The following is a 25920-nucleotide window of genomic DNA, read 5'->3' on the forward strand; positions in this document are numbered from 1 at the left end:
GAACCGCCCCTGCAGCCCAGCTGCAGGGGCGGTTCTCTTTGTGCGCGGAAAAAGTGGTGCGCAGGAAAGTGATATGCAGATCGGGGTGGCGTGCACCCCGCTGAGTCATCCATACGAGAGTTCTGTCCCTGTCGCCTCGACGTGAAGCCCGATTCCTCCTGGAGTCGGGCTTTTTCGTGGGTTGACCTTGATTGTGCAAAGACGGTGCTTTGCCCCTTGTGGCATGAGCCGACGATCAAAATGCCGTAGTCTCTAGGCATATCTCTTTGATGACAGGGAAGGCAATGGACGAGTTGATCGTGGTCGGTGCCGTGTTTGCGGTTCTGGTCATCGGTGGGGCGCTGACGGGTTGGCTCAGTCTGCTCAAGATCAAGGGGCTGGAGCAGCGTGTTCTCAAGCTGGAAGCACAGCTGCGAGAGGTCGGGCCACAGCTTATACACAGCACCTCCAGGTGTCAGGGTGTGGATAAGTCGAATGATGGCTCTACCACGACTGACGATGCCGAGGGGGGCTTGTCACCTGATGGGAAGAAGGCCGCAGCGAGCCGAAGTCCTATTGACGAGGCATCCTCTCATCAGACGGATGCGGATGCAGGCGCCGCTCCCGTGAAGCTGCTCGAGTCGCTATGGACACGCTTGCTGCATGGCGCGTCTGGCAGGCCCAGGGGGGAGGGGCGTGAGAGCGGCAGCACGGAGCGCGCCGGTGGCACCCCCATGGCGCGGAGCTTCGCGGTAATGCGCGAGCACTGGATGATACTTGTCGGTGCCCTGTCTCTGGTCATGGCGGGCGTGATGCTGGTGGGTTACTCCCTTGAGCAGGGGCTGCTGGGGCCGGGCATGCGACTGGCGCTGGGGCTGGGCTTCGGCATCGGCATGATCGTGCTGGCTGAATGGCTACGATGGCGCACGACGCAATCTCCCAGCTTGACCGGAGCCGTGAGCGGTGCGGGAAGTCTGGTCACCGCAGCAAGTCTATTGGCCGGTCACTACCTGCTGTCGTTGGCTTCTCCACTCGTCACCTTCGTGCTGTTGGCTCTGCTGAGTCTGTGGACGCTGGAGCGTGCCCGCCATCATGGCCCATGGCTGGCCGCGCTGGGCATGCTAGGTGGTTACGCCCTCCCGCTTGCCTTGCCCCTTCAGGCACAGTTGGGAGGAGCCGCCAGCCTGATGCTGCTGGGGCATCTAGGGGTCATCGCCCTGGCATGCCGCCTTCTGCACCGGAAGATCGGACTGAACTGGCTGTATTGGGGGGGATTGTGCGGTGCCTTGCTATGGTGGATGGCGCTGCTCCCCCTGGAGGCGGGAACTGTTGACCTGCGACCTGTCTCAGGCGAGCTGGAGCGCGGACTTGCGGGTCTCTGGTTGTGCCTGTTGGCTATTGCGTACCTCCATACCTGGCGAGACGAGTCTGGACGATCCGAAGGCCGGGTGGTGGCAGATGGCGCGCAGGGTGGCGTGAGTGCCACGGGGGAGGCCATGACCTGGTGGCCATGGCGTGCCACCCCGCGGGTGCAGCGTCATTGGATCGCGGGTCTGCTGCTGGGGGCCGTCAATGCCATGAGCCTGTTGCTGCCCCATGTTGGGGGGCTGGAGGCTGCCAATGACATCGCGCCCGGTGACTGGTTGCCGAGTGTCCTGCTGCTGTGGGTCACGGGATGGACCGCACGACACATGGCGGCTAGCTGGTCGATGATGGTGGGGGCGGTAGCGTTCTGGTTGTTGGCATGGGGATGGAGCCCACTGACGGCGAGCGGGAACTGGGTGATGACAGGGCCGATGGCGCTGTGTGTCGGGTTGGTTGGCCTTGCCTGCTGGAAACCGCAGGCCTCGCAGGCACCTGCCAAGCAGGCGCACATGCTGTCTGCCTGCTGGTGGGCCATGGCGACTCTGGTACCGCTGGTCGCGTGGGGACTGGCCGTCTGGAACGGCACCATCCCTGTCGAGGCGGGGGGTGGAGCGGCCCCATGGCTGAACACCGCCATGCCACCCTTGATCTGGGGGCTGGTATGTTGGGTTGGCGCCAACCGTTTCCATTCGCGAGAAGGAGTGCGTCTGGCTGCCGGCTTGTGGCTGCCCGCTCAATTCGGGATTGCGCTGGCGCTGGTGATCGCGCTTGATGGACCATCGCTGACATTGGCGTTGGCATTGCAACTGCTTGGGTTGACGGGGTGTGAGTGGCGTTGGTGGCGACTCCAGGCTGATGAGGATGGCGCCGGACGCTCCCTGTTTGCCGAGTTGGCGCGCCTGCTTGCCTGGGGGGTGGCCCTGCGTCTGGCCTGGGGTGTCGTCACTGGCACGTATGACGACATCAGTCACTGGCCGTTGCAGGTCTTTCTGCCGGTGCTTGTCTGTGTCGCCCTCAGCAGCCATGGCATGCGACACCGCAAGTCTATCCAGCGCTGGCTGGAAGGGGTCGTGGTTCAGCTTGCGCTCGCCACGACAGTGCTGGAGATTCGTTATCTGCTGACAGACGGTCAGCCTTTCTCCGGCCCTCTTTCACTGGCGGAACTCTCCCTGCAGGTGTTGGCGCTCGCTGGTGTGGCGGCGGGCTATGCCTGGCGCGGGCGTGGTTCGGCGACGAATGTCGCGCTATACCGCCTGCTGGCCTCCGTCGTGGGCGGCCTGGCAGGAATCATCTGGCTTGCCGGCATCGTTCTGGCATTCAATCCGCTGTGGCAGGACGGTGATGTCGGTCGCTGGCCATTGTTGAACTGGCTATTGCCCGCTTATGCGCTGCCGGCGCTGGGAGCCGCCCTGGTATGGCGTCTTTCGCAGCATGTTGCCTTGCTGCGTCGTCTCTGCGAGGTGGTGGGTCTGCTGGCTGTCGGGCTATGGATTGGGCTCAGCTTGCGCCATGTCTGGCATGGTGGCGCGCTCGGGCTCTGGCTCGGGGTCGAGCAGGCGGAGCTTTATGCCTATAGTCTCGCCTTGCTGGCCGTTGCGGCGAGTCTCGTGATTGGCGGTGCCAGAATGGGGCAACCGCACTGGCAGCGCGTCGGACAGGGGCTGTTGGTCGTGACGATTCTCAAGGTCGGACTCTGGGACACGGCGACTCTGGATGGCCTGTGGCGAGTGGGGTCATGGCTCGGGCTTGGAACCGTGCTGATGCTGCTGTCAGCGTTATTCAAGCGCCTGGCAGGGGCCGGTACGCGAAGGGAGGAGCAGGAATGAGTGAAAAGCCCCCGAACTTTGGTCGTTGTTCTTGGCTCGCAAGCCCATGAATCCGATAGAATGTGCCCTTTTGCACAGGGACGCTCCCCGCATGACCATCCGTGATCTCATTCGCCTGCTCGGAGATGGTGACTACCACTCCGGAGAGGCCCTGGGCGAAGAGCTCGGGGTGTCGCGTACGGCGGTCTGGAAGCAGCTCAAGAAACTTGAGGCGCTTGATATCCCGCTTGAGGCTGTGAAGGGGTTGGGCTATCGACTGGCCAACCCTATCGAGTTGCTTGATGGACAGCGGATCATCGAAGCGCTGCCACGCGAGACTCGCAAGCATCTGAAGCGCCTGTTCATCGAGGAATCGTTGGATTCCACCAATACCTTCATCCGTGAGCGCTTTCGCCAGGGAGCGGGTCATGCAGAGGTCTGCCTGGCTGAGGTGCAGTCTGCCGGGCGGGGTCGTCGTGGTCGCGAGTGGCAGACGCCATGGGGCCGCAGCCTGGTCTTCTCACTTGGTTGGCGCTTCGAGTCAGGTGCCGCGTCACTGGAAGGCTTGAGCCTGGCGATCGGCGTGGCAGTCGCCGAGGTGCTGGAGGCGGATGGGTTGCCTGCGCGCCTGAAGTGGCCGAATGATGTCCTGCTTCAGATACAGAAGGACCAGCCGAAGATTGCCGGCATTCTGGTCGAGGTGACAGGTGATGTCTCCGGGCCTTGTGATGTCGTGATCGGTATCGGGTTGAACATCGAGTTGCCGCCGAGTCATCGCGAGGATATCGGGCAATCGGTCGCGGCGGTACGTGACATCATCCCGGGCGCTTCACGCAACGCTTATGCGGCTCGCCTGATGGAGTCGCTGCTGGCCCTGTTGCCTGAGTTCGAAGCTGAAGGGTTCTCTGCCTGGCAGCAGCGCTGGAATGAGCGCAATGCGTTCAAGGGGCGCGATGTGGTGATTCTGCGAGGCGACAAGCGGGAGGAAGCCATCGCTGAAGGTGTGGATATCAACGGAAATCTCGAGGTGCGCATGAATGGCGAAACCATCACACTCGCCGGTGGCGAGATCAGTCTGCGCGCTGTCTCATGATTCTGGATCTTGATATCGGCAACACCTTGTCCAAGTGGCGTCTCAAGGACACTGTCTCCAGCGAGATCCGCTCACGCGGCGCAGTATGGACACGTGAAGAGTGGCGTCCAGGGGAGGATATTCCCGATCTGGACGTCGTCACGGCAGTGCGCATTTCCAGCGTGGCGCGCAAGCAGGTATTGGATGAGACCGTCGAGCTGCTGCGCAAGCAGGTCGGGGCAGTGCATGTGGCACGCTCGACACGTGAGGCGCTGGGGGTCACCTGCGGGTATGAAGAGCCGCAGCGATTGGGGGTGGATCGCTGGCTTGGCGCGCTTGCCGGGCATCATCTGACCGGCGGATGTTGCAGTGTGGACTGTGGAAGCGCCATTACCGTGGACTTCGTGTTGCCGGGCGGGAAGCATCTCGGGGGCTATATCATTCCCGGGCTACGCCTGATGAAGGAGAGTCTCAAGCTGGGGACGCGCAACGTGGCCATCGACCCGGACAGTGAGGTGGACAGCCTGCTGGCGCCGGGACGCAATACGGTGGAGGCGGTCAATCACGGGATCTACATGGCGGCGGTCAGTGCCGTCAATCGGTTGTATGCCGAGGTGTGTGATCGTGAGGGGGTCGCGCTGCCGCTGTTGCTGACCGGAGGGGATGCACGCGTGGTAGCGAGAGGCCTGCGGGTTCCTCATGCATTATGGCCGGACATGGTCTATGCCGGTCTCGAGGCGCTTTTCCCGCTGACAGCGGCGGAGCGTGCCGGACGCCTGTCAGGCGCGCCGGAGCAGCCGCGCGTTGCTGATCTGGAAAAACTTCGCTCAGGGCTTGCACTTACCCAGATGCTTTGACATACTACGCCCCGTTCTGAGGAGATACATTCCCTCAAGCGCTTGAAGTCAAAAGAAATCAAGCACTTGACAGCGTATCCCAAGCGACGTAAGATTTGTCGCCATAGAAGAGGTGGGGTTCCCGAGTGGCCAAAGGGAGCAGACTGTAAATCTGCCGCGAAAGCTTCGAAGGTTCGAATCCTTCCCCCACCACCAGATTCGCTCATGATGGCATGTTCATCTGGGCAGCAAGAGTTGGAAAGCGGGCATAGTTTAATGGTAGAACCTCAGCCTTCCAAGCTGATGACGCGGGTTCGATTCCCGCTGCCCGCTCCAGTTCATCTCGTCTGACGAGATTGCGCAAAGGTTTTGCTCGTGTAGCTCAGGGGTAGAGCACACCCTTGGTAAGGGTGAGGTCGGCGGTTCAAATCCGCCCACGAGCTCCATACAACGGAAAGGCGAGTCGCAGTTTGGCTCGTCTTTTTCGTTTCCGACGACCTCCCAGGTCGCGGTCAAAGATAAGGCTTGTCAGTATGGGTTGTCTCAGCTATGATGGCGCCCGCTGTTAATTCAGCCTTGTTTTTAGTCTCTGGAACACGCAAGTGTTACAGGCCAGTAGCTCAATTGGCAGAGCAGCGGTCTCCAAAACCGCAGGTTGGGGGTTCGATTCCCTCCTGGCCTGCCATCCTTCCCCAGGATGGTATTCGACTTCTTACCGATTCTCGATTCTAGCGATCGCTGCACCCTTGAGGAGTCTCTTTGATGAAACAGAACGCCGAGGTGCAGGAAGCGCGCCACGACGGATTCAAGTGGTCGGTCGTTGTCATTCTTCTTGTGCTGGCTGTTGCCGGCAACGCCTATTTTGCTGACCAAGCGCTGCTTTATCGCGTGCTTGGCGTCGTCGTGCTTGGCGTTGCAGCGGCTGCTCTGGCCATCACGACCAACAAGGGTCGTGATGTCGTCGAGCTGGCAAGCAGTGCGCGCCGCGAGATCCAGCGCGTCGTTTGGCCGACCCGACAGGAAACTGTCCAGACAACTGCCATCGTGCTGGGTGCCGTGCTTATCGTGGGCCTGTTGCTATGGCTCATCGATACCACCCTCGGCTGGCTGATGTCCGGCATCGTCAGTTAACGGAGTTTCCATGTCCAAGCGTTGGTATGTCATACACGCCTATTCCGGTTTCGAAAAGCAGGTCATGCGCTCCCTGAATGAGCGTGTGAAGTTGTATGCCATGGAAGAACACTTCGGTGAGATCCTGGTGCCTGTGGAAGAAATCGTCGAGATGCGTGACGGCAAGCGCCGCAAGAGTGAGCGCAAGTTCTATCCAGGCTACGTGCTAGTCGAGATGGACATGAATGATCAGTCCTGGCACCTGGTGAATGAAACCCCGCGCGTCATGGGGTTCATCGGTGGCACGCCGGAGAAGCCGGCTGCGATCACCCAGAAAGAAGCCGACGCCATGTTGCGTCGCGTTCAGGACGGTACTGACAAGCCGCGTCCGAAGACTCTCTTCGAGCCGGGCGAGACAGTGCGCGTCACCGACGGTCCTTTCGCCGATTTCAATGGCGTCGTCGAAGAAGTGAATTACGAAAAGAGCCGCCTGCAGGTCAGCGTGCTGATCTTCGGGCGTGCCACGCCAGTGGAGCTCGAGTTCTCGCAGGTCGAGAAGGACTGATCTCTGGATCACCTTTCCTGTCTGGACACGAGCATCACGGCAACACGACGGGTCGCCTGAGGCGGCCCGGTTTCACGGGGAGCCGCAAGGCGCTACCACCCAAAATGGAGTCCTATTATGGCCAAGAAAGTACAGGCTTACATCAAGCTGCAGGTCGCAGCCGGTAAAGCTAACCCGAGCCCGCCCGTGGGTCCTGCCCTCGGTCAGCACGGTGTCAACATCATGGAGTTCTGTAAAGCGTTCAACGCCGCTACCCAGAACGTCGAGCCGGGCCTCCCGACTCCTGTGGTCATCACCGTGTATTCCGACCGCAGCTTCACCTTCGTCACCAAGACGCCGCCTGCCGCCGTCCTGCTGCTGAAGGCTGCTGGTCTGAAGTCCGGTTCTGGCGAGCCGAACAAGAAGAAGGTCGGTACCGTGACTCGCGCTCAGCTCGAAGAGATCGCGACCACCAAGGAACCGGATCTGACAGCTTCCAATCTGGACGCTGCTGTTCGCACCATCGCCGGTACTGCCCGTAGCATGGGCCTGAACGTGGAGGGTCTTTGATCATGGCCAAGATTTCAAAGCGCGCCCAGGCGATCAACGCAAAAGTCGAATCCGGCAAGGTCTACAGCGTCGAAGAAGCTGTCGCCCTGCTGTCCGAGCTGTCCGCCGTCAAGTTCAAGGAGACTGTTGAAGTCTCTCTGAACCTGGGTGTCGATCCGCGTAAATCCGACCAGGTCGTTCGCGGCGCTACCGTCATGCCGAACGGCACCGGTAACGACGTGCGTGTCGCTGTCTTCACCCAGGGCGCCAACGCTGAAGCAGCGAAGGAAGCCGGTGCAGACGTCGTCGGCATGGACGATCTTGCTGAGCAGGTCAAGAAAGGCGTGATGGACTTCGACGTCGTCATCGCTTCTCCGGACGCCATGCGCGTCGTCGGTCAGCTGGGTCAGATCCTCGGCCCGCGCGGCCTGATGCCGAACCCGAAAGTCGGTACCGTGACGCCGGACGTCGCGACTGCCGTGAAGAATGCCAAGGCAGGTCAGGTGCGTTTCCGTACTGACAAGAACGGCATCATCCACGCCGGTATCGGCAAGATCGACTTCAGTGCAGACGCGATTCAGGGTAACATCGACGCCCTGGTCGCCGAAGTGAAGAAGCTCAAGCCGAGCACTTCCAAAGGTATCTACCTGAAGAAGATCACCCTGTCCAGCACCATGGGTCCGGGTCTGACCGTCGATCACGCCAAGTACGCGTAAGGCAGTCACAGAATGTTTCACTTTGCGGTCCCCGTGCTCAGCCGCGGGGCGCCGTCAAAGACCGCAGGTGCCAGCCTTGTCGCTTCGGTGGCAGGGCTGGCTTAATCGCGACGTGATGCCTGCATCGCGCGCAGCCTGCGCAGATGGTGTCCCAGCCTCGCTGGTGGCAGCCATCCTCCAAGACTCTCCCGCGCAGTTCAGGTGAGAGAGATGGTAAACCACTGGGGAATTCGTTCCCCGGCACGAAATGGAGTCAACACCGTGGCTTTAGGTCTCGAAGACAAGAAGGCAATTGTTGCTGAGGTCAGCGAAACCGCCAAGGGTGCTCTCTCCGTAGTCGCTGCCGACTCTCGTGGTGTAACTGTTGGCGCAATGACCGAATTGCGCAAGCAGTGCCGCGAAGCGGGCGTCCAGCTGCGTGTTGTTCGCAACACCCTGGCTCGCCGTGCGCTGTCCGGTACCTCTTATGAGGTGCTGAACGAGTCCTTCGTCGGCCCGACCCTGCTTGCATTCTCCATGGAACACCCGGGCGCTGGCGCTCGTCTGTTCAAGGAATTTGCCAAGAAGGTCGAGGCATTCGAAGTCAAGGCACTGGCCTACGAAGGCGAGTTCATCCCGGCGGCCAACATCGACCGTCTGGCATCTCTGCCGACCCGCGACGAAGCACTGTCCAAGCTGCTGTCTGTCATGAAGGAAGCTTCTGCAGGCAAGCTGGTCCGTACTATCGCAGCACTGCGCGATCAGAAGCAGGAAGCCGAAGCCGCCGCGTAAGCGTCGCTTCTTCCTCCTGGCTGTCTCGTGCAGCCTGAATCGATTTCCGTTTGACCGAGCATCTTTGCTCCGCAAAGTTTAGGATTGCTAAAATGGCACTGACCAAAGAAGACATCATCAACGCCGTCGCTGACATGACCGTCATGGAAGTGGCTGAGCTGATCGAAGCAATGGAAGAGAAGTTCGGCGTTTCTGCCGCTGCCGCCGTCGTTGCTGGCCCGGCCGCTGCAGGTGAAGCCGCTGAAGAACAGACCGAGTTCGACATCGTTCTGACTGCTGCTGGTGACAAGAAAGTCAACGTCATCAAGGCTGTTCGCGAACTGACTGGCCTGGGCCTGAAAGAAGCCAAGGCAGCTGTTGACGGCGCTCCGGCCACCCTGAAAGAAGGCGTGAGCAAGGAAGACGCTGAAGAAGCGAAGAAGAAGCTGGAAGAAGCTGGCGCGTCCGTGGAACTCAAGTAACTCGTGTTCCAGGCTACGCACGCTGCGTAAGCTTCCTGGCTGGTGGCGGACTCCGCCACCAGCCTTTTTCTGTTGCAAGACGAATTATGACGGCGAGCCAGCCCGCAAGGGAGGCTTGCCGTCCGCGCCTGATGGACATCGCCGCGCCATCAGGTATGAGCCGACCACGCATCGGTCACCCAAGGTGAACAAGCTGGGGAATACAGATGGCTTACTCATACACTGAGAAAAAACGCATCCGCAAGGATTTTGGCAAACTGCCCCAAGTGATGGATGTGCCTTACCTGCTGGCCATCCAGCTTGATTCCTACCACGACTTTCTCCAGCAGGACAGGGCGCCAGAACAGCGCCTGGAAGTCGGCCTTCACGCTGCCTTCAAGTCCGTGTTCCCGATTGCCAGTTTCTCTGGCAACGCAGCGCTCGAGTATGTCAGTTACCGTTTCGGTACGCCGGCGTTCGACGTAAAGGAATGTCAGCTGCGCGGAGTGACCTACTCTGCACCGCTGCGCGTGAAAGTGCGCCTGATGATCTACGACAAGGAATCGTCCAACAAGGCGATCAAGGACATCAAGGAGCAGGAAGTCTACATGGGGGAAATCCCCCTGATGACAGAGAACGGTACCTTCGTCATCAATGGTACTGAACGTGTCATCGTGTCTCAGCTGCATCGCTCGCCGGGTGTGTTCTTCGATCACGACAAGGGCAAGAGCCACTCGTCCGGCAAGTTGCTGTACTCCGCACGTGTGATTCCTTACCGCGGTTCCTGGCTGGACTTCGAGTTTGACCCGAAGGACAACGTCTACGTCCGTATCGACCGTCGTCGCAAGCTGCCGGCCTCCGTGCTGCTGCGTGCCATGGGCATGACCAGCGAAGAGATCCTCGGTACCTTCTTCGATACCACCATGTACCACATCGAGCGCAGCGGCTTCTCCGTTGAGCTGGTGCCGTCACGCCTGCGTGGCGAGACTGCCGCCTTCGACATCAAGGATGCCGATGGCAGCGTGATCGTGGAAGAAGGTCGTCGCATCACCCAGAAGCACGTCCGTCAGATGGAAAACTCCGGCCTCGAGCGTCTCGAAGTGCCGATGGAGTACCTCTACGGCAAGGTGCTGGCCAAGGATCAGATCGATCCGGCCACCGGTGAGCTGGTGTGCGAATGCAACAGCGAGATCACCCCGGAACTGCTGGAGAAGATGGCTCAGGCCAAGATCACCCAGTTCGAGGTCATCTACACCAACGATCTGGATTGCGGTCCGTTCGTGTCTGACACATTGAAGCTGGATACCACGCGTAACCAGCTCGAGGCACTGGTCGAGATCTACCGCATGATGCGTCCGGGCGAGCCGCCCACCAAGGACGCGGCAGAATCACTGTTCCAGAACCTGTTCTTCAGCGAAGACCGCTACGACCTGTCGGGCGTGGGTCGCATGAAGTTCAACCGTCGCCTGCGTCGCGAAAGCGATACCGGCAGCGGCGTGCTCGATCAGGACGATATCCTGACCGTCATGCAGGAACTGATCAGCATCCGTAACGGCAATGGCGATGTCGATGACATCGACCACCTGGGCAACCGTCGTATTCGCTCTGTGGGCGAAATGGCGGAAAACCAGTTCCGTGTCGGTCTGGTCCGTGTCGAGCGTGCGGTCAAGGAGCGTCTCTCCATGGCCGAGAGCGAAGGCCTGATGCCGCAGGATCTCATCAACGCCAAGCCGGTTGCGGCGGCGGTGAAGGAATTCTTCGGTTCCAGCCAGCTCTCCCAGTTCATGGATCAGAACAACCCGCTGTCCGAAGTGACGCACAAGCGCCGTGTCTCCGCGCTTGGTCCGGGTGGTCTGACCCGTGAGCGCGCCGGCTTCGAAGTTCGTGACGTTCACGCCACGCACTACGGCCGTCTGTGCCCGATCGAGACGCCGGAAGGCCCGAACATCGGTCTGATCAACTCCTTGGCGACCTACTCCAAGACCAACAGCTATGGCTTCCTCGAGACGCCGTACCGCAAGGTCGTGGATTGTCAGGTCACCGACGACGTCGTCGATCTGTCCGCGATCGAGGAAGGCGATTTCATCATCGCCCAGGCCTCCGCGACCGTCGACGAGAACAACCGTCTGGTCGACGACCTGGTTCAGGTGCGTCACCGTGGCGAGACTACCTTCATGGCGCCGGAAAAGGTCACCATGATGGACGTGTCTCCGCGTCAGGTCGTCTCCGTCGCTGCGGCATTGATCCCGTTCCTCGAGCACGATGATGCCAACCGCGCCCTGATGGGTGCGAACATGCAGCGTCAGGCCGTTCCGACCCTGAAGGCTGACAAGCCGCTGGTCGGTACCGGCATGGAGCGCTTCGTGGCGCGTGACTCCGGCGTCTGCGCCGTGGCACGTCGTGGCGGTGTCATCGACTCCGTCGATGCCAAGCGTATCGTCGTGCGTGTGCGGGAAGAAGAGATCATCGGCGGTGAAGCCGGCGTTGATATCTACAACCTGACCAAGTACGTCCGCTCGAACCAGAACACCTGTCAGAACCAGCGTCCGATCGTGCGCCCGGGCGACGAAGTCGCCATCGGCGATATCCTGGCCGACGGCCCGTCCGTCGACATGGGGGATCTGGCACTGGGTCAGAACATGCGTCTGGCGTTCATGCCCTGGAACGGCTTCAACTTCGAGGACTCCATCCTGTTCTCGGAGCGTGTGGTGCAGGAAGATCGCTTCACCACCATCCACATCCAGGAACTGACCTGTGTCGCGCGTGACACCAAGCTCGGGCCGGAAGAAATCACGTCCGATATCCCGAACGTCGGCGAGTCCGCACTCTCCAAGCTGGATGAGTCCGGTGTCGTCTACATCGGTGCCGAGCTGAACCCGGGCGACATCCTGGTCGGCAAGGTCACGCCAAAGGGCGAGACCCAGCTGACGCCGGAAGAGAAGCTGCTGCGTGCCATCTTCGGCGAGAAGGCGTCCGACGTGAAGGACACCTCTCTGCGTGCCCCGACCGGCATGAAGGCCACCGTCATCGACGTTCAGGTCTTCACCCGTGACGGCGTCGAGAAGGATCAGCGTGCGCTCTCCATCGAGCAGATGCAGCTGGCCGAGGTCCGCAAGGACCTGCAGGAAACCTACCGCATCGCGGAAGAGGCGACCTTCGAGCGTCTGCAGCGCAACCTGGTCGGTCAGGCGGTCAACGGTGGTCCGAAGCTCAAGAAGGGCGACGTGCTGACCGATGACTACCTCGAGGCCCTGCCGCGTCAGGAGTGGTTCAAGCTGCGTCTGCAGGACGAATCTCTCAATGAGCTGCTGGCCCAGGCCGATGAGCAGCTCGAGATCCGTCGTCGCGAGATGGACGAGCGCTTCGAAGACAAGAAGCGCAAGCTCACCCAGGGCGATGATCTGGCACCGGGCGTGCTCAAGATCGTCAAGGTATACGTCGCCGTGAAGCGCCGTATCCAGCCGGGTGACAAGATGGCCGGTCGTCACGGTAACAAGGGTGTCATCTCCGCGATCATGCCGGTGGAAGACATGCCGTTCGATGGTTACGGCGAGCCGGTAGATGTCGTGCTGAACCCGCTGGGTGTTCCGTCGCGCATGAACGTCGGTCAGATCCTCGAGACCCACCTCGGCATGGCCGCGCGTGGTCTGGGCGTGAAGATCGAGCACATGCTGCGCGAAGAGCGTGCCGAGCAGGTCAAGCAGATCCGCGAGTTCCTCGACAAGGTGTACAACACCGTCGGTGGCCGCCAGGAAGACCTCTCCGTGCTCAGTGATGACGAGATCATCACCATGGCGCACAACCTGAAGAAGGGCGTGCCGATGGCGACGCCGGTCTTCGATGGCGCCAAGGAACACGAGATCAAGCAGTTGCTCACGCTGGCCGGTATCCCCGATTCCGGACAGATGGACCTCTACGATGGCCGCACCGGCGAGAAGTTCGATCGCAAGGTGACCGTCGGTTACATGTACATGCTCAAGCTCAACCACTTGGTGGATGACAAGATGCATGCGCGTTCGACCGGCTCCTACTCCCTCGTCACGCAGCAGCCGCTGGGTGGTAAGGCGCAGTTTGGTGGTCAGCGCTTCGGTGAGATGGAGGTCTGGGCCCTCGAGGCGTACGGCGCTGCCTACACCCTCCAGGAGATGCTCACGGTCAAGTCCGATGACGTGGAAGGCCGTACCAAGATGTACAAGAGCATCGTAGATGGCGATCACACCATGCAGGCGGGCATGCCCGAATCCTTCAACGTGCTGGTGAAGGAAATCCGCTCGCTGGGTATCGACATGGAGCTGGAAGGCTGACGCCGAAAAGCCACAAGTATTGACGGTCCGCAAAGCCTGGTGTCAGCAGCCAGGCTTTGCCCATGACAACTCCGCAACGGAGCGACCCATGAAAGATTTGGTGAAAGTTCTCAAATCGCAGGCGCAGTCCGAAGAATTCGACGCCATCAAGATTACCCTGGCGTCTCCGGACATGATTCGCTCGTGGTCTTTTGGTGAAGTGAAGAAGCCTGAAACCATCAACTACCGGACATTCAAGCCGGAACGTGATGGTCTTTTCTGTGCCAAGATCTTTGGCCCGGTGAAGGACTACGAGTGCCTGTGTGGCAAGTACAAGCGGATGAAGCATCGCGGCATCATCTGTGAGAAGTGTGGCGTTGAAGTGACCAAGGCGGCAGTGCGTCGTGAGCGTATGGCTCACATCGAACTGGCCAGCCCGGTCGCGCACATCTGGTTCCTGAAGTCGCTGCCGTCCCGTATCGGCATGCTGCTCGACATGACTCTGCGTGATATCGAGCGTGTGCTGTACTTCGAAAGCTTCGTGGTCATCGATCCGGGCATGACGACCCTCGAGAAGGGTCATCTGCTCAACGATGAGCAGTATTTCGAGGCGCTGGAAGAATTCGGCGATGACTTCGATGCCCGCATGGGTGCCGAGGCCATCAAGGCGCTGCTCGAGGACATCGAGCTGGAAGAAGAGGTCGAGCGCCTGCGTGAAGAGATTCCGCAGACCAACTCCGAGACCAAGATCAAGAAGCTGTCCAAGCGCCTCAAGCTGCTGGAAGCCTTCTACTATTCCGGCAACAAGCCGGGCTGGATGATCATGGAAGTGCTGCCAGTGCTGCCGCCGGACCTGCGTCCGCTGGTACCGCTGGACGGCGGCCGCTTCGCGACCTCGGATCTGAACGATCTGTATCGCCGCGTGATCAACCGCAACAACCGCCTCAAGCGTCTGCTCGACCTCAATGCGCCGGACATCATCGTGCGCAACGAGAAGCGCATGCTGCAGGAATCCGTGGATGCACTGCTCGACAACGGTCGTCGCGGTCGCGCCATCACCGGTTCCAACAAGCGTCCGCTGAAGTCACTGGCCGACATGATCAAGGGCAAGCAGGGTCGTTTCCGTCAGAACCTGCTGGGCAAGCGTGTCGACTACTCCGGTCGTTCCGTCATCACCGTCGGCCCGACCCTGCGTCTGCACCAGTGTGGTCTGCCGAAGAAGATGGCACTTGAGCTGTTCAAGCCGTTCATCTACGCCAAGCTGCAGGCCTCCGGTCACGCCAGCACCATCAAGGCCGCCAAGAAGATGGTCGAGCGTGAAGCCCCGGAAGTCTGGGATTTCCTCGCCGACGTCATCCGCGAGCACCCGGTGCTGCTGAACCGTGCCCCGACTCTGCACCGTCTGGGTATCCAGGCGTTCGAGCCGCTGCTGATCGAAGGCAAGGCCATCCAGCTGCACCCGCTGGTCTGCGCGGCGTACAACGCCGACTTCGATGGTGACCAGATGGCCGTCCACGTACCGCTGACGCTGGAAGCCCAGCTGGAAGCGCGTGCGTTGATGATGTCGACCAACAACGTGCTGTCGCCGGCCAACGGCGAGCCGATCATCGTGCCGTCCCAGGACGTCGTGCTGGGTCTGTACTACATGACCCGCGAGAAGATCGGTGCCAAGGGTGAGGGCATGGCCTTCGCGAACCTGGGTGAAGTCGAGCGCGCCTTCGGCACGCACAGCGCTCACCTGCACGCGATGGTCAAGGTCCGTCTGACCGAGACGCTCAAGGATGAAGAATCCGGCGAGCTGTACGAGAAGACGTCCCTGCACGACACCACCATCGGTCGCGCACTGCTGTTCCGCATTCTGCCGAAGGGCATGCCGTTCGAGCTGATCAACCAGGTGATGAAGAAGAAAGCCATCTCCGGTCTGATCAACGAGGCGTACCGTCGCGTCGGTCTGAAGGACACCGTCATCTTCGCTGACCAGCTGATGTACACCGGCTTCCGTCTCGCGACCTGGTCCGGCGCCTCCATCGGCGTCAACGACTTCGTCATTCCGGACGCGAAGAAGGTCATCATCGACGCGGCCGAAGACGAAGTGAAAGAGATCGAAGACCAGTTCTCCTCCGGTCTCGTGACCGCGGGCGAGAAGTACAACAAGGTCATCGATATCTGGGCGCGTGCCAACGACCGTGTCGCCAAGGAGATGATGGCGGGTATCTCGAAAGAGACCGTCGTCAACTGGAAGGGCGAAGTGGTCAACGGCGAAGACGGCAAGCCGATGGAGCAGGAGTCGTTCAACAGCGTCTTCATCATGGCTGACTCCGGTGCTCGTGGTTCCGCGGCCCAGATTCGTCAGCTGGCCGGCATGCGTGGCCTGATGGCCAAGCCGGATGGCTCGATCATCGAGACGCCGATCACCGCCAACTTCCGTGAAGGTCTGAACGTACTCCAGTACTTCATCTCCACCCACGGTGCCCGTAAGGGTCTGGCGGATACGGCACTGAAGACCGCCAACTCCGGTTACCTGACGCGTCGTCTGGTCGATGTTGCCCAGGATCTGGTCATCACCGAAGCGGATTGTGGCACTCAGGAAGGTCTGATCCTGCACCCGGTCATCGAAGGCGGTGACATCATCGTCCCGCTGTCTCAGCGTGTGCTGGGTCGTGTCGTGGCACAGGATGTCGTCGATCCGGTCTCTGATGAGGTCCTGATCGCACGCGGCACCCTGCTGGATGAAGCCTGGTGTGCACAGCTCGATACCATGGGCGTCGATGAGATCATCGTGCGTACCACCATCGGCTGTGAAACCGTGCACGGTGTCTGCTCGGCCTGTTATGGCCGTGATCTGGCGCGTGGCCATCAGGTCAACGTCGGTGAAGCCATCGGTGTCATCGCGGCACAGTCCATCGGTGAGCCGGGTACCCAGCTGACCATGCGTACCTTCCACATCGGTGGTGCCGCCTCGCGTGCTTCTGCCGTGGATAGCGTCCAGGTCAAGCACGGCGGCCACGTGCGTCTGCACAACATCAAGTCGGTCGAGCGCGCGGATGGCAAGCTGATCGTCGTCTCGCGTTCCAGTGCGCTGGCTGTCGCTGACGACCACGGTCGTGAGCGTGAGTTCTACAAGCTGCCGTATGGTGCCGAGCTGTCCGTACGTGACGGTGACAAGGTCGAGTCCGGTCAGTCCGTCGCCAAGTGGGATCCGCACACTCACCCGATCGTCGCCGAAGTGGCGGGTCAGGTGCAGTTCACGGACATGGAAGATGGTCAGACCATCAACCGTACCACCGACGAGATGACAGGCCTGTCCTCCATCGAAGTCATCGAGAGCGCCTCACGTCCGTCCGCGGCACGTGACAAGCGCCCGATGATCATGCTGGTGGATTCCAGTGGCAAGCACGTGACACTGCCGGGCTCCAACACGCCGGTCCAGTACCTGCTGCCGGGCAATGCCGTCGTGTCCGCCGAGAATGGCGCAGCCGTCGGTGTGGGTGACGTCATCGCACGTATCCCGATGGAAGCGTCCGGTAACAAGGACATCACCGGTGGTCTGCCGCGCGTTGCCGACCTGTTCGAAGCACGTCGTCCGAAGGAACCGGCCATCCTGGCCGAGATCTCCGGTACCGTGACCTTCGGCAAGGAAACCAAGGGCAAGCGTCGCCTGACCATCACGCCGGCCGAAGGTGACCCGTTCGAGCTGTTGATCCCGAAATGGCGCCAGATCAGCGTCTTCGAAGGGGAAACGGTCGAGAAGGGTGAGGTCATCTCCGATGGCCCGAGCAATCCGCACGATATCCTGCGTCTGCTCGGCGTCGCGGAAATGACCAAGTACATCACCACCGAAGTCCAGGAGGTCTATCGCCTCCAGGGTGTCGGCATCAACGACAAGCACATCGAAGTCATCGTGCGTCAGATGCTGCGCAAGGTGGAGATCACCGATTCCGGCGATTCCAGCTTCATCACCGGCGACCAGGTGGAATACGCCCGTGTCGTCGAAGAGAACATGCGTCTCGAGGCCGAAGGCAAGTTCCCGGCCAAGTTCGACCGCATCCTGCTCGGTATCACCAAGGCGAGCCTGGCGACAGAATCGTTCATCTCGGCGGCCTCCTTCCAGGAGACCACACGAGTTCTGACCGAAGCCTCTGTCACCGGCAAGCGCGATTATCTCCGTGGTCTGAAGGAGAACGTCGTGGTGGGTCGCCTGATCCCGGCGGGTACTGGCCTGGCTTATCACGATGAGCGTCGCCGCCGTCGTGATGGCCTGCCGCTCGCACCGGCCCCGTCGGCACAGGACGTCGAGCAGGAGCTGGGTGCCCAGCTGACCGCTCTCGACGCGGACGACGACGACCTCTGAGGTCTTGAGCCCCGCCGTCGCTGACGGCGGGGTTGACGCCCTTGTGGCCCAAGCCCTAGAATATGCAGCCTTTAACAGTAGGGCAGGTGCATCCTGTCCGATTGTTGGAAGGCAGTACAACCCATTGGAGCAAGCAAATGGCAACCGTAAACCAGCTCGTGCGCAAGCCGCGCAAGCGTCAGGCGTCCAAGAGTGACGTCCCTGCGCTGCAGGCATGCCCGCAGAAGCGTGGCGTGTGTACTCGCGTATACACCACTACCCCGAAGAAGCCGAACTCCGCACTCCGTAAGGTCTGCCGTGTTCGCCTGACCAACGGCTTCGAAGTCTCTTCCTACATCGGCGGTGAAGGTCACAACCTTCAGGAACACTCTGTTGTTCTGATCCGTGGCGGTCGTGTGAAGGATTTGCCGGGTGTCCGTTACCACACCGTTCGTGGTGCACTGGATACCTCTGGCGTGCAGAACCGTAAGCAGGGCCGTTCCAAGTACGGCGCCAAGCGTCCGAAGGCGTAATTCAAAGTTTAATATCGGTCTGATAAGAGTAAGGTCGGGTGTCGCGTCCATCGCGAGGCATCCCGGGTTTACCTGAAGGACCCTTCTACTGAGGGCTTATCATGCCTAGAAGACGTGTAGCAGCTAAGCGCGAAATCCTGCCGGATCCGAAGTTCGGAAGCGAGCGCCTGGCCAAGTTCATGAACCACCTGATGATCAGCGGCAAGAAGTCTGCAGCCGAGCGCATCGTTTACGGTGCCCTCGACCGTGTTGCCGAACGCTCCAATGATGAGCCGCTGGATCTCTTCGACAAGGCGTTGGAAGCCATCCAGCCGATGGTTGAGGTGAAGTCCCGTCGTGTCGGTGGTGCTACCTACCAGGTGCCGGTCGAAGTTCGTCCGTCCCGTCGCCAGGCACTGGCCATGCGTTGGCTGGTGGACGCTGCGCGCAAGCGCGGCGAAAAGACCATGGTGCAGCGCCTCTCTGGCGAGATCCTGGATGCCGCTGAAGGCAAGGGTTCTGCTGTGAAGAAGCGTGAAGACGTGCACCGCATGGCAGAAGCCAACAAGGCCTTCTCCCACTACCGCTTCTAAACAACGGGGATACTCACCGTGGCACGCAAGACTCCACTTAAGCGTTACCGCAACATCGGTATCTGTGCCCACGTCGACGCCGGTAAGACTACCACTACCGAGCGCGTCCTGTTCTACACCGGCCTGTCCCACAAGGTCGGCGAAGTCCACGATGGTGCTGCCACCATGGACTGGATGGAGCAGGAACAGGAACGTGGCATCACGATCACCTCTGCGGCGACCACCTGCTTCTGGCAGGGCATGAACAAGCAGTTCGACGAGCACCGTATCAACATCATCGATACTCCGGGGCACGTTGACTTCACTGTTGAAGTCGAGCGTTCACTGCGTGTTCTCGATGGCGCGGTCGTGGTGCTGTGTGGTTCTTCCGGTGTCCAGCCGCAGACAGAGACTGTCTGGCGTCAGGCCAACCGTTACGAAGTTCCGCGCATGATCTTCGTCAACAAGATGGACCGCGCTGGCGCGGACTTCTTCATGGTCGTCGAACAGGTGCGCAAGCGCCTGGGCGCGAACGCCGTGCCGATCCAGATCAACTGGGGCGCGGAAGACGAGTTCAAGGGCGTCATCGACCTGATCAAGATGAAGGCGATCGTCTGGGACGAAGACAATCACGGCATGAACTATGAGCTGATCGACATTCCGGCTGAGCTGCAAGACACAGCTGCCGAATGGCGTGAGCACATGCTCGAGTCTGCTGCTGAAGCGTCCGAAGAACTGATGGACAAGTACCTTGAAGAAGGCGACCTGACCGAGGAAGAAGTCAAGGCTGCGCTGCGTCAGCGTACCCTGGCCAACGAAATCTGCCTCGTGACCTGTGGTTCTGCCTTCAAGAACAAGGGTGTCCAGGCGGTTCTGGATGCGGTCATCGAATACATGCCGTCTCCGCTTGAAGTCAAGGCCATCGAAGGTGAGCTTGACGACAAGGACGGTACCATCGAGACCCGCGAAGCTGACGACAAGGCTCCGTTCGCGGCGCTGGCGTTCAAGATCGCGACCGACCCGTTCGTGGGTACCCTGACCTTTATCCGCGTCTACTCGGGCGTGCTGAAGTCTGGCGATGGCGTCTTCAACTCCGTCAAGAGCAAGAAGGAGCGTGTCGGTCGTATCGTCCAGATGCACTCCAACTCTCGTGAGGAGATCAAGGAAGTCTATGCTGGCGATATCGCCGCATGTATCGGTCTGAAAGACGTGACCACCGGGGATACCCTGTGTGATCCGGACAACAAGATCGTGCTTGAGCGCATGGAATTCCCTGAGCCGGTCATCTCCGTCGCCGTCGAGCCGAAGTCCAAGGCCGACCAGGAAAAGATGGGTGTCGCACTGGGCAAGCTGGCCCAGGAAGATCCGTCCTTCCGCGTCGAGACCGACGAAGAGTCTGGTCAGACCATCATCTCCGGTATGGGTGAGCTTCACCTGGATATCCTCGTTGACCGCATGCGTCGCGAGTTCAATGTCGAGGCGAACATCGGCAAGCCGCAGGTGGCTTACCGTGAGACCATCCGCACCAAGGTCGAGCAGGAAGGCAAGTTCGTTCGTCAGTCCGGTGGTCGTGGTCAGTTCGGTCACGTCTGGCTTCGCATTGAGCCTCTGACTGCAGAGGACAAGGGCGACGACGAAGAAATGACCTTCAAGTTCGAGTCCGAGATCGTCGGTGGTGCGGTTCCGAAGGAATACGTGCCGGCCGTCGAGAAGGGTGCCGCTGAGCAGCTCAAGAATGGTGTCATCGCCGGTTATCCGATGATCGACGTCAAGGTCACGCTGTTCGATGGTTCCTACCACGACGTCGACTCCAACGAGACCGCGTTCAAGGTTGCCTCTTCCATGGCGATCAAGGCCGGTGCCCCGAAAGCGGGTGCAGTGCTGCTTGAGCCGCTCATGAAAGTCGAAGTCGTCACGCCTGAAGATTTCATGGGTGACGTCATGGGCGACCTGAACCGTCGTCGTGGCCTCGTTCAGGGCATGGATGATTCTTCCACTGGCAAGATCATCAATGCACTGGTGCCGCTGGGTGAGATGTTCGGTTATGCGACCGACCTGCGCTCACAGACCCAGGGCCGCGCAAGCTACTCCATGGAGTTTGCGAAATACGACGAAGCGCCGAACAGCATCGTCGAAGCCGTCATCAACCAGAAGTAACCGATTAGCTAACGAAAGAGGTTATAGCAGTGGCTAAGGAAAAATTTGAGCGTTCGAAGCCGCACGTCAACGTCGGCACCATTGGTCACGTCGATCACGGCAAGACCACTCTGACTGCGGCACTGACTCGTGTCTCTGCAGAAGTTTTCGGTGGTGACGCGCGTGCGTTTGACTCCATCGATAACGCCCCGGAAGAGCGTGAGCGTGGTATCACCATCTCCACCGCTCACGTGGAATACCAGTCCGAAGTGCGTCACTACGCGCACGTCGACTGCCCGGGTCACGCTGACTACGTCAAGAACATGATCACCGGTGCTGCCCAGATGGACGGCGCTATCCTGGTCTGTTCCGCAGCTGACGGCCCCATGCCGCAGACTCGCGAGCACATCCTGCTGTCCCGTCAGGTCGGCGTTCCGTTCATCGTTGTCTTCCTGAACAAGGCTGACATGGTCGATGACGAAGAACTGCTCGAGCTGGTCGAGATGGAAGTGCGCGAACTCCTGAGCGAGTACGACTTCCCGGGTGACGACACTCCGATCGTCATCGGTTCTGCTCTGATGGCTCTGGAAGGCAAGGATGACAACGGCATGGGTACTACCGCCGTTGCCAACCTGATCAAGGCCCTGGATGCGTACATCCCGGAGCCGGAGCGTGCTATCGACCAGCCGTTCCTGATGCCGATCGAAGACGTCTTCTCCATCTCTGGCCGTGGTACCGTCGTGACTGGCCGCATCGAGCGTGGTCTGGTCAAGACTGGCGAAGAGATCGAGATCATCGGCGTGCGTGACACCACCAAGACTACCGTTACCGGTGTCGAGATGTTCCGCAAGCTGTTGGACGAAGGTCGTGCTGGTGAGAACGTCGGCGCTCTGCTGCGTGGCACCAAGCGTGATGATGTCGAGCGTGGCCAGGTTCTGGCCAAGCCGGGCTCCATCAAGCCGCACACCAAGTTCGAAGCAGAAGTCTACGTTCTGTCCAAGGAAGAAGGCGGTCGTCACACTCCGTTCTTCAAGGGCTATCGTCCGCAGTTCTACTTCCGTACCACTGACATCACTGGTACCTGTGAGCTGCCGGAAGGCGTCGAGATGGTCATGCCGGGCGACAACGTCCAGATGGTCGTGTCTCTGATCGCTCCGATCGCCATGGAAGATGGTCTGCGCTTCGCTATCCGTGAAGGCGGTCGTACCGTCGGCGCTGGCGTCGTGGCCAAGATTGTCGAGTAAGGTTCTCCTTACCTGACACAGAAGGGGGCCCTGTTGGGCCCCCTTTTCTCGCATGTTTGACACCTGATGTCAGTCTGCCTATAATGCGCATCCTTTGAATGCGTGGGTGACGGCCTACGCCGTCGACATCCATTGGAGTTTTGGGCAATGCAAAACCAGAAGATTCGCATCCGGTTGAAAGCATTCGACCACCGTCTGATCGACCAGTCCTCTGCAGAGATCGTTGAAACTGCAAAGCGTACCGGTGCTCAGGTTCGTGGCCCGATCCCGCTGCCGACCCGTCGCGAGCGTTACACCATCCTGGTATCTCCGCACGTCAACAAGGACGCGCGTGACCAGTATGAGATTCGTACCCACAAGCGCGTTCTCGACATCGTCGAGCCGACAGAGAAGACTGTCGATGCGCTGATGAAGCTTGACCTGGCCGCCGGTGTGGACGTCCAGATCAAGGTTGACTGATACCTCACTAGTCACTGCGGCCCAGCGCTCTCAATGATGGAGCAGCAGCCGCCACGCCGGGATGGCGTCATACAATGTGCTAGTGGAATGCTCTGGAAAGGGCAGCCATAGCGGGTGACAGCCCCGTACACTAAAGGAGACTGAACATGTCTATCGGTTTAGTCGGTAAGAAGGCCGGGATGACCCGCGTCTTCACCGAAGCTGGCGCATCCGTGCCGGTTACCGTGATTGAAGTTGAGCCGAACCGCATCGTGACCATCAAGTCCGTCGAGACTGATGGCTACAATGCGATTCAGGTGACAACTGGTTCCCGCAAGGCCAAGCACCTCACCAAGGCAACTGCTGGTCAGTATGCCAAGGCGGGTGTTGAGGCTGGTCGTTCCCTGATGGAGTTCCGCCTGGAAGAAGGCGATGAAGCTCCTGCAGTGGGCGGCGAACTCACCGTATCCCTCTTTGAAGCTGGTCAGAAGATTGACGTGACTGGCACCTCCAAGGGTAAAGGTTTCCAGGGCGCAGTTAAGCGCTGGAACTTCCGCACCCAAGACGCTACCCACGGTAACTCACTGTCGCACCGCGCGCCGGGTTCCATCGGTAACTGTCAGACCCCGGGCCGCGTCTTCAAAGGTAAGAAGATGGCTGGCCAGATGGGCAACGTCCGTTCCACCGTCCAGAGCCTGGAAGTGGTCCGCGTCGACGCTGAGCGCAATCTTCTGTTGGTCAAGGGTGCCGTTCCAGGTGCTCCGGGCGGCGAAGTGATCGTGCGTTCCGCTGTGAAAGCTCGCTGAGGGGAATTAACCGATGAATCTTAATCTTGCAGGTGCAGGCGGCGCAGTAGACGTCTCCGATGCTACCTTTGGTAAGGACTTCAACGAGGCTCTGGTTCACCAGGTCGTCACCGCCTATCTGGCTGGTGCGCGTCAGGGTACCGTGGCTCAGAAGACCCGTTCTGACGTGTCCGGTGGTGGCAAGAAGCCGTGGCGTCAGAAAGGTACTGGCCGCGCTCGTGCCGGTACCATCCGTTCCCCGCTGTGGCGTTCTGGCGGTGTGACCTTTGCAGCGCGTCCGCAGGACCACTCGCACAAGGTCAACCGCAAGATGTATCGCGCTGCCATGCGTTCCATCCTGTCCGAGCTGGTCCGTCAGGATCGCCTGGTCGCGGTCGACGCAATCACTGTCGATGCTCCGAAGACCAAGCTGCTGATCGCCAAGCTCCAGGAACTGGGCCTTGAGAAAGCGCTGATCGTCACAGAAGAGCAGGACGTCAATCTGTACCTGGCTGCGCGCAACATCCCGTATGTTGACGTCGTCAATGTCGCTGGCGCTGACCCGGTCAGCCTCGTCGGATACGACAAGGTGCTGATGACTGTCGCTGCCCTGCGCAAGTTCGAGGAGAACCTGGGATGAATCAGGAACGCGTATTCAAGGTCCTGCTTGGTCCTCACATGACCGAGAAGGCCGCGGTCGCTGCCGAGAACAACCAGTACGTGTTCAAGGTTGCCAGCGACGCGACAAAGCCCGAAATCAAGAAAGCCGTCGAAGAGCTGTTTGGCAAGAAAGTCGATCGTGTTCAGGTTCTGAACATGAAAGGCAAGACCAAGCGCACCGCTCGCGGTGTTGGTCGTCGCGCTGGTTATCGCAAGGCCTATGTAACTCTGGCCGCCGGCGAGACCATCGAAGACTTCTCTGGCGCCGAGTAAGGCAGGAGTACGGAACATGGCAATTGTTAAGACAAAACCTACCTCCGCCGGTCGCCGCCACCTGGTAAAAGTCGTCAATGACGAACTTTTCAAAGGTCGCGCGTACGCTCCGCTGCTTGAAAAGCAGTCAAAGTCCGGTGGTCGTAACAATAATGGTCGCATCACTACTCGCCACATCGGCGGTGGTCATCGTCACCATTACCGTCTGGTCGACTTCAAGCGCAACAAGGATGGCATTCCGGCCATCGTCGAGCGCCTGGAATACGATCCGAACCGTAGCGCGAACATCGCGCTGGTGAAGTACCTCGATGGCGAACGTCGCTACATCATTGCACCGAAAGGTGTCTCTGCTGGCGACCGTCTCGAGTCCGGTGTCAACGCACCGATCAAGAAAGGCAACGCTCTGCCGCTGCGCAATGTCCCGGTGGGTTCCACCGTTCACTGTGTAGAGCTGAAGCCGGGCAAGGGCGCTCAGATCGCTCGTAGTGCAGGTACCAGTGCCCAGGTCGTGGCACGTGACGGTAACTACACCACGCTGCGTCTGCGCTCTGGCGAGATGCGTAAGGTGCTGTCCGAATGCCGTGCAACACTCGGCGAAGTGGGCAACTCCGAGCACAGCCTCCGTCAACTGGGCAAGGCCGGTGCTAAGCGTTGGAGAGGCGTGCGCCCGACCGTTCGCGGTGTCGCGATGAACCCTGTCGATCACCCGCATGGTGGTGGTGAAGGTCGTACCTCTGGTGGCCGTCACCCGGTCAGCCCGTGGGGCGTCCCGACCAAGGGTCACAAGACTCGCAAGAACAAGCGCACCGATAAGCTTATCGTCCGTCGCCGCAAGGCCAAGTAACAGATATTGAGAGGTAACGGCTGTGCCACGTTCACTGAAGAAAGGTCCATTTATTGACCTTCATCTGCTGAAGAAGGTTGAGACAGCAGTGGAAAAGAACGACCGCAAACCGATCAAGACCTGGTCGCGTCGTTCCATGATCCTGCCGAACATGGTCGGGCTCACCATTGCCGTCCATAACGGTCGCCAGCATGTCCCGGTTCTCGTTTCTGAGGAAATGGTCGGTCACAAGCTCGGCGAGTTTGCTGCCACCCGCACATACCGCGGGCACGCTGCAGATAAAAAAGCCAAACGGTAAGCCAGAGAGGATTTAAGAGATGGAAGTAGCTGCTAAGCTGCGCGGCGCTCGTTTATCCGCCCAGAAGGCCCGTTTGGTGGCTGACCAGGTGCGCGGTAAGCCGGTCGCCGAGGCGCTGAATCTGCTCGCTTTCTCACCGAAGAAGGCCGCGAAGATTGTTCGCAAGGTTCTGCAGTCCGCGATCGCGAATGCGGAAGAAAACAACGGCATGGACATTGACGAGCTTCGCGTCTCGACTATCTGTGTCGACGAGGGCATGACGCTCAAGCGCATCCAGCCACGTGCTAAAGGCCGTGCGGATCGCATCTTGAAGCGCACTTGTCATATCACCGTCAAGGTAGCCGAGAAGTAGGAGACG

22 protein-coding genes and 4 tRNA genes are annotated in these 25920 nt (G+C 60.0%); all 26 read left to right on the plus strand.

What is annotated here, in order from left to right:
- The first annotated feature begins 284 nt into the window (after window positions 1-284).
- Window positions 285-3170, plus strand: coding sequence for a DUF2339 domain-containing protein (locus OW493_RS14880; protein WP_289864807.1), 2886 nt, complete (start codon window positions 285-287; stop codon window positions 3168-3170).
- A 91-nt stretch (window positions 3171-3261) separates the two neighbouring features.
- On the plus strand, window positions 3262-4242 hold the full coding sequence (locus tag OW493_RS14885; protein WP_289864808.1) for a biotin--[acetyl-CoA-carboxylase] ligase: 981 nt from the start codon (window positions 3262-3264) through the stop codon (window positions 4240-4242).
- A complete protein-coding gene (locus OW493_RS14890) occupies window positions 4239-5078 on the plus strand; it encodes a type III pantothenate kinase (protein WP_077373339.1) in 840 nt (279 codons plus the stop codon). The genes OW493_RS14885 and OW493_RS14890 overlap by 4 nt, the downstream gene beginning before the upstream one ends.
- Window positions 5079-5189: 111 nt before the next feature.
- A tRNA-Tyr gene (locus OW493_RS14895) sits at window positions 5190-5273 on the plus strand.
- A 46-nt stretch (window positions 5274-5319) separates the two neighbouring features.
- Window positions 5320-5393, plus strand: a tRNA-Gly gene (locus tag OW493_RS14900).
- Between the two features lie 35 nt (window positions 5394-5428).
- Window positions 5429-5503: transfer RNA gene (locus tag OW493_RS14905), tRNA-Thr, on the plus strand.
- Between the two features lie 163 nt (window positions 5504-5666).
- Window positions 5667-5742 (plus strand) — tRNA-Trp (locus tag OW493_RS14910).
- A gap of 77 nt (window positions 5743-5819) precedes the next feature.
- On the plus strand, window positions 5820-6188 hold the full coding sequence (gene secE / locus OW493_RS14915; RefSeq protein WP_043334897.1) for a preprotein translocase subunit SecE: 369 nt from the start codon (window positions 5820-5822) through the stop codon (window positions 6186-6188).
- Between the two features lie 10 nt (window positions 6189-6198).
- On the plus strand, window positions 6199-6732 hold the full coding sequence (gene nusG, locus OW493_RS14920; RefSeq protein WP_065392619.1) for a transcription termination/antitermination protein NusG: 534 nt from the start codon (window positions 6199-6201) through the stop codon (window positions 6730-6732).
- A gap of 117 nt (window positions 6733-6849) precedes the next feature.
- Window positions 6850-7281: a 50S ribosomal protein L11 gene (gene rplK / locus OW493_RS14925; RefSeq protein WP_043334893.1), complete on the plus strand. Its 432-nt coding sequence runs from the start codon at window positions 6850-6852 to the stop codon at window positions 7279-7281.
- Window positions 7282-7283: 2 nt separating this feature from the next.
- Window positions 7284-7976, plus strand: a complete 693-nt coding sequence (gene rplA, locus OW493_RS14930) for a 50S ribosomal protein L1 (protein WP_289864826.1) — start codon at window positions 7284-7286, stop codon at window positions 7974-7976.
- A gap of 261 nt (window positions 7977-8237) precedes the next feature.
- Window positions 8238-8747 (plus strand): 50S ribosomal protein L10, encoded by a 510-nt coding sequence (gene rplJ, locus OW493_RS14935; protein WP_065392618.1) that lies wholly within the window; start codon window positions 8238-8240, stop codon window positions 8745-8747.
- Between the two features lie 92 nt (window positions 8748-8839).
- Window positions 8840-9208 carry a 50S ribosomal protein L7/L12 gene (rplL, locus tag OW493_RS14940; RefSeq protein ID WP_043334886.1) on the plus strand — a complete coding sequence of 123 codons (369 nt, stop codon included), beginning with the start codon at window positions 8840-8842 and terminating at the stop codon, window positions 9206-9208.
- Window positions 9209-9414: 206 nt separating this feature from the next.
- The gene (gene rpoB / locus OW493_RS14945; RefSeq protein ID WP_077373342.1) at window positions 9415-13491 is read left to right on the plus strand and encodes a DNA-directed RNA polymerase subunit beta; all 4077 of its coding nucleotides are present in this window, start codon (window positions 9415-9417) and stop codon (window positions 13489-13491) included.
- An 88-nt stretch (window positions 13492-13579) separates the two neighbouring features.
- Window positions 13580-17821, plus strand: a complete 4242-nt coding sequence (gene rpoC / locus OW493_RS14950; RefSeq protein ID WP_077373345.1) for a DNA-directed RNA polymerase subunit beta' — start codon at window positions 13580-13582, stop codon at window positions 17819-17821.
- A gap of 137 nt (window positions 17822-17958) precedes the next feature.
- Entirely contained in the window at window positions 17959-18333 is a 375-nt protein-coding gene (gene rpsL / locus OW493_RS14955; protein WP_077373348.1) for a 30S ribosomal protein S12, read from the plus strand.
- A 101-nt stretch (window positions 18334-18434) separates the two neighbouring features.
- Entirely contained in the window at window positions 18435-18905 is a 471-nt protein-coding gene (gene rpsG, locus OW493_RS14960) for a 30S ribosomal protein S7 (protein WP_043334878.1), read from the plus strand.
- Window positions 18906-18923: 18 nt separating this feature from the next.
- Window positions 18924-21041, plus strand: a complete 2118-nt coding sequence (fusA, locus tag OW493_RS14965; RefSeq protein ID WP_065392571.1) for an elongation factor G — start codon at window positions 18924-18926, stop codon at window positions 21039-21041.
- Between the two features lie 29 nt (window positions 21042-21070).
- Window positions 21071-22264 (plus strand): elongation factor Tu, encoded by a 1194-nt coding sequence (gene tuf, locus OW493_RS14970; protein WP_065392570.1) that lies wholly within the window; start codon window positions 21071-21073, stop codon window positions 22262-22264.
- 147 nt (window positions 22265-22411) lie between these two features.
- Window positions 22412-22723, plus strand: coding sequence for a 30S ribosomal protein S10 (rpsJ, locus tag OW493_RS14975; RefSeq protein ID WP_024950650.1), 312 nt, complete (start codon window positions 22412-22414; stop codon window positions 22721-22723).
- Window positions 22724-22869: 146 nt separating this feature from the next.
- Window positions 22870-23508 (plus strand): 50S ribosomal protein L3, encoded by a 639-nt coding sequence (gene rplC, locus OW493_RS14980; RefSeq protein WP_065392569.1) that lies wholly within the window; start codon window positions 22870-22872, stop codon window positions 23506-23508.
- A gap of 13 nt (window positions 23509-23521) precedes the next feature.
- The gene (gene rplD / locus OW493_RS14985; RefSeq protein WP_065392568.1) at window positions 23522-24127 is read left to right on the plus strand and encodes a 50S ribosomal protein L4; all 606 of its coding nucleotides are present in this window, start codon (window positions 23522-23524) and stop codon (window positions 24125-24127) included.
- Entirely contained in the window at window positions 24124-24420 is a 297-nt protein-coding gene (gene rplW, locus OW493_RS14990) for a 50S ribosomal protein L23 (protein ID WP_065392567.1), read from the plus strand. The genes rplD and rplW overlap by 4 nt, the downstream gene beginning before the upstream one ends.
- 16 nt (window positions 24421-24436) lie before the next feature.
- Window positions 24437-25264, plus strand: coding sequence for a 50S ribosomal protein L2 (gene rplB / locus OW493_RS14995; RefSeq protein ID WP_043334862.1), 828 nt, complete (start codon window positions 24437-24439; stop codon window positions 25262-25264).
- Window positions 25265-25286: 22 nt separating this feature from the next.
- A complete protein-coding gene (gene rpsS / locus OW493_RS15000; RefSeq protein WP_024950655.1) occupies window positions 25287-25562 on the plus strand; it encodes a 30S ribosomal protein S19 in 276 nt (91 codons plus the stop codon).
- Between the two features lie 19 nt (window positions 25563-25581).
- Complete coding sequence (gene rplV / locus OW493_RS15005; protein ID WP_043334859.1) at window positions 25582-25914, plus strand: 50S ribosomal protein L22; 333 nt, start codon at window positions 25582-25584, stop codon at window positions 25912-25914.
- The last annotated feature ends 6 nt before the right edge of the window (window positions 25915-25920 follow it).

Origin of the sequence: Cobetia sp. 14N.309.X.WAT.E.A4 (genome assembly GCF_030397495.1) — a bacterium.
Classification (GTDB): domain Bacteria; phylum Pseudomonadota; class Gammaproteobacteria; order Pseudomonadales; family Halomonadaceae; genus Cobetia; species Cobetia marina.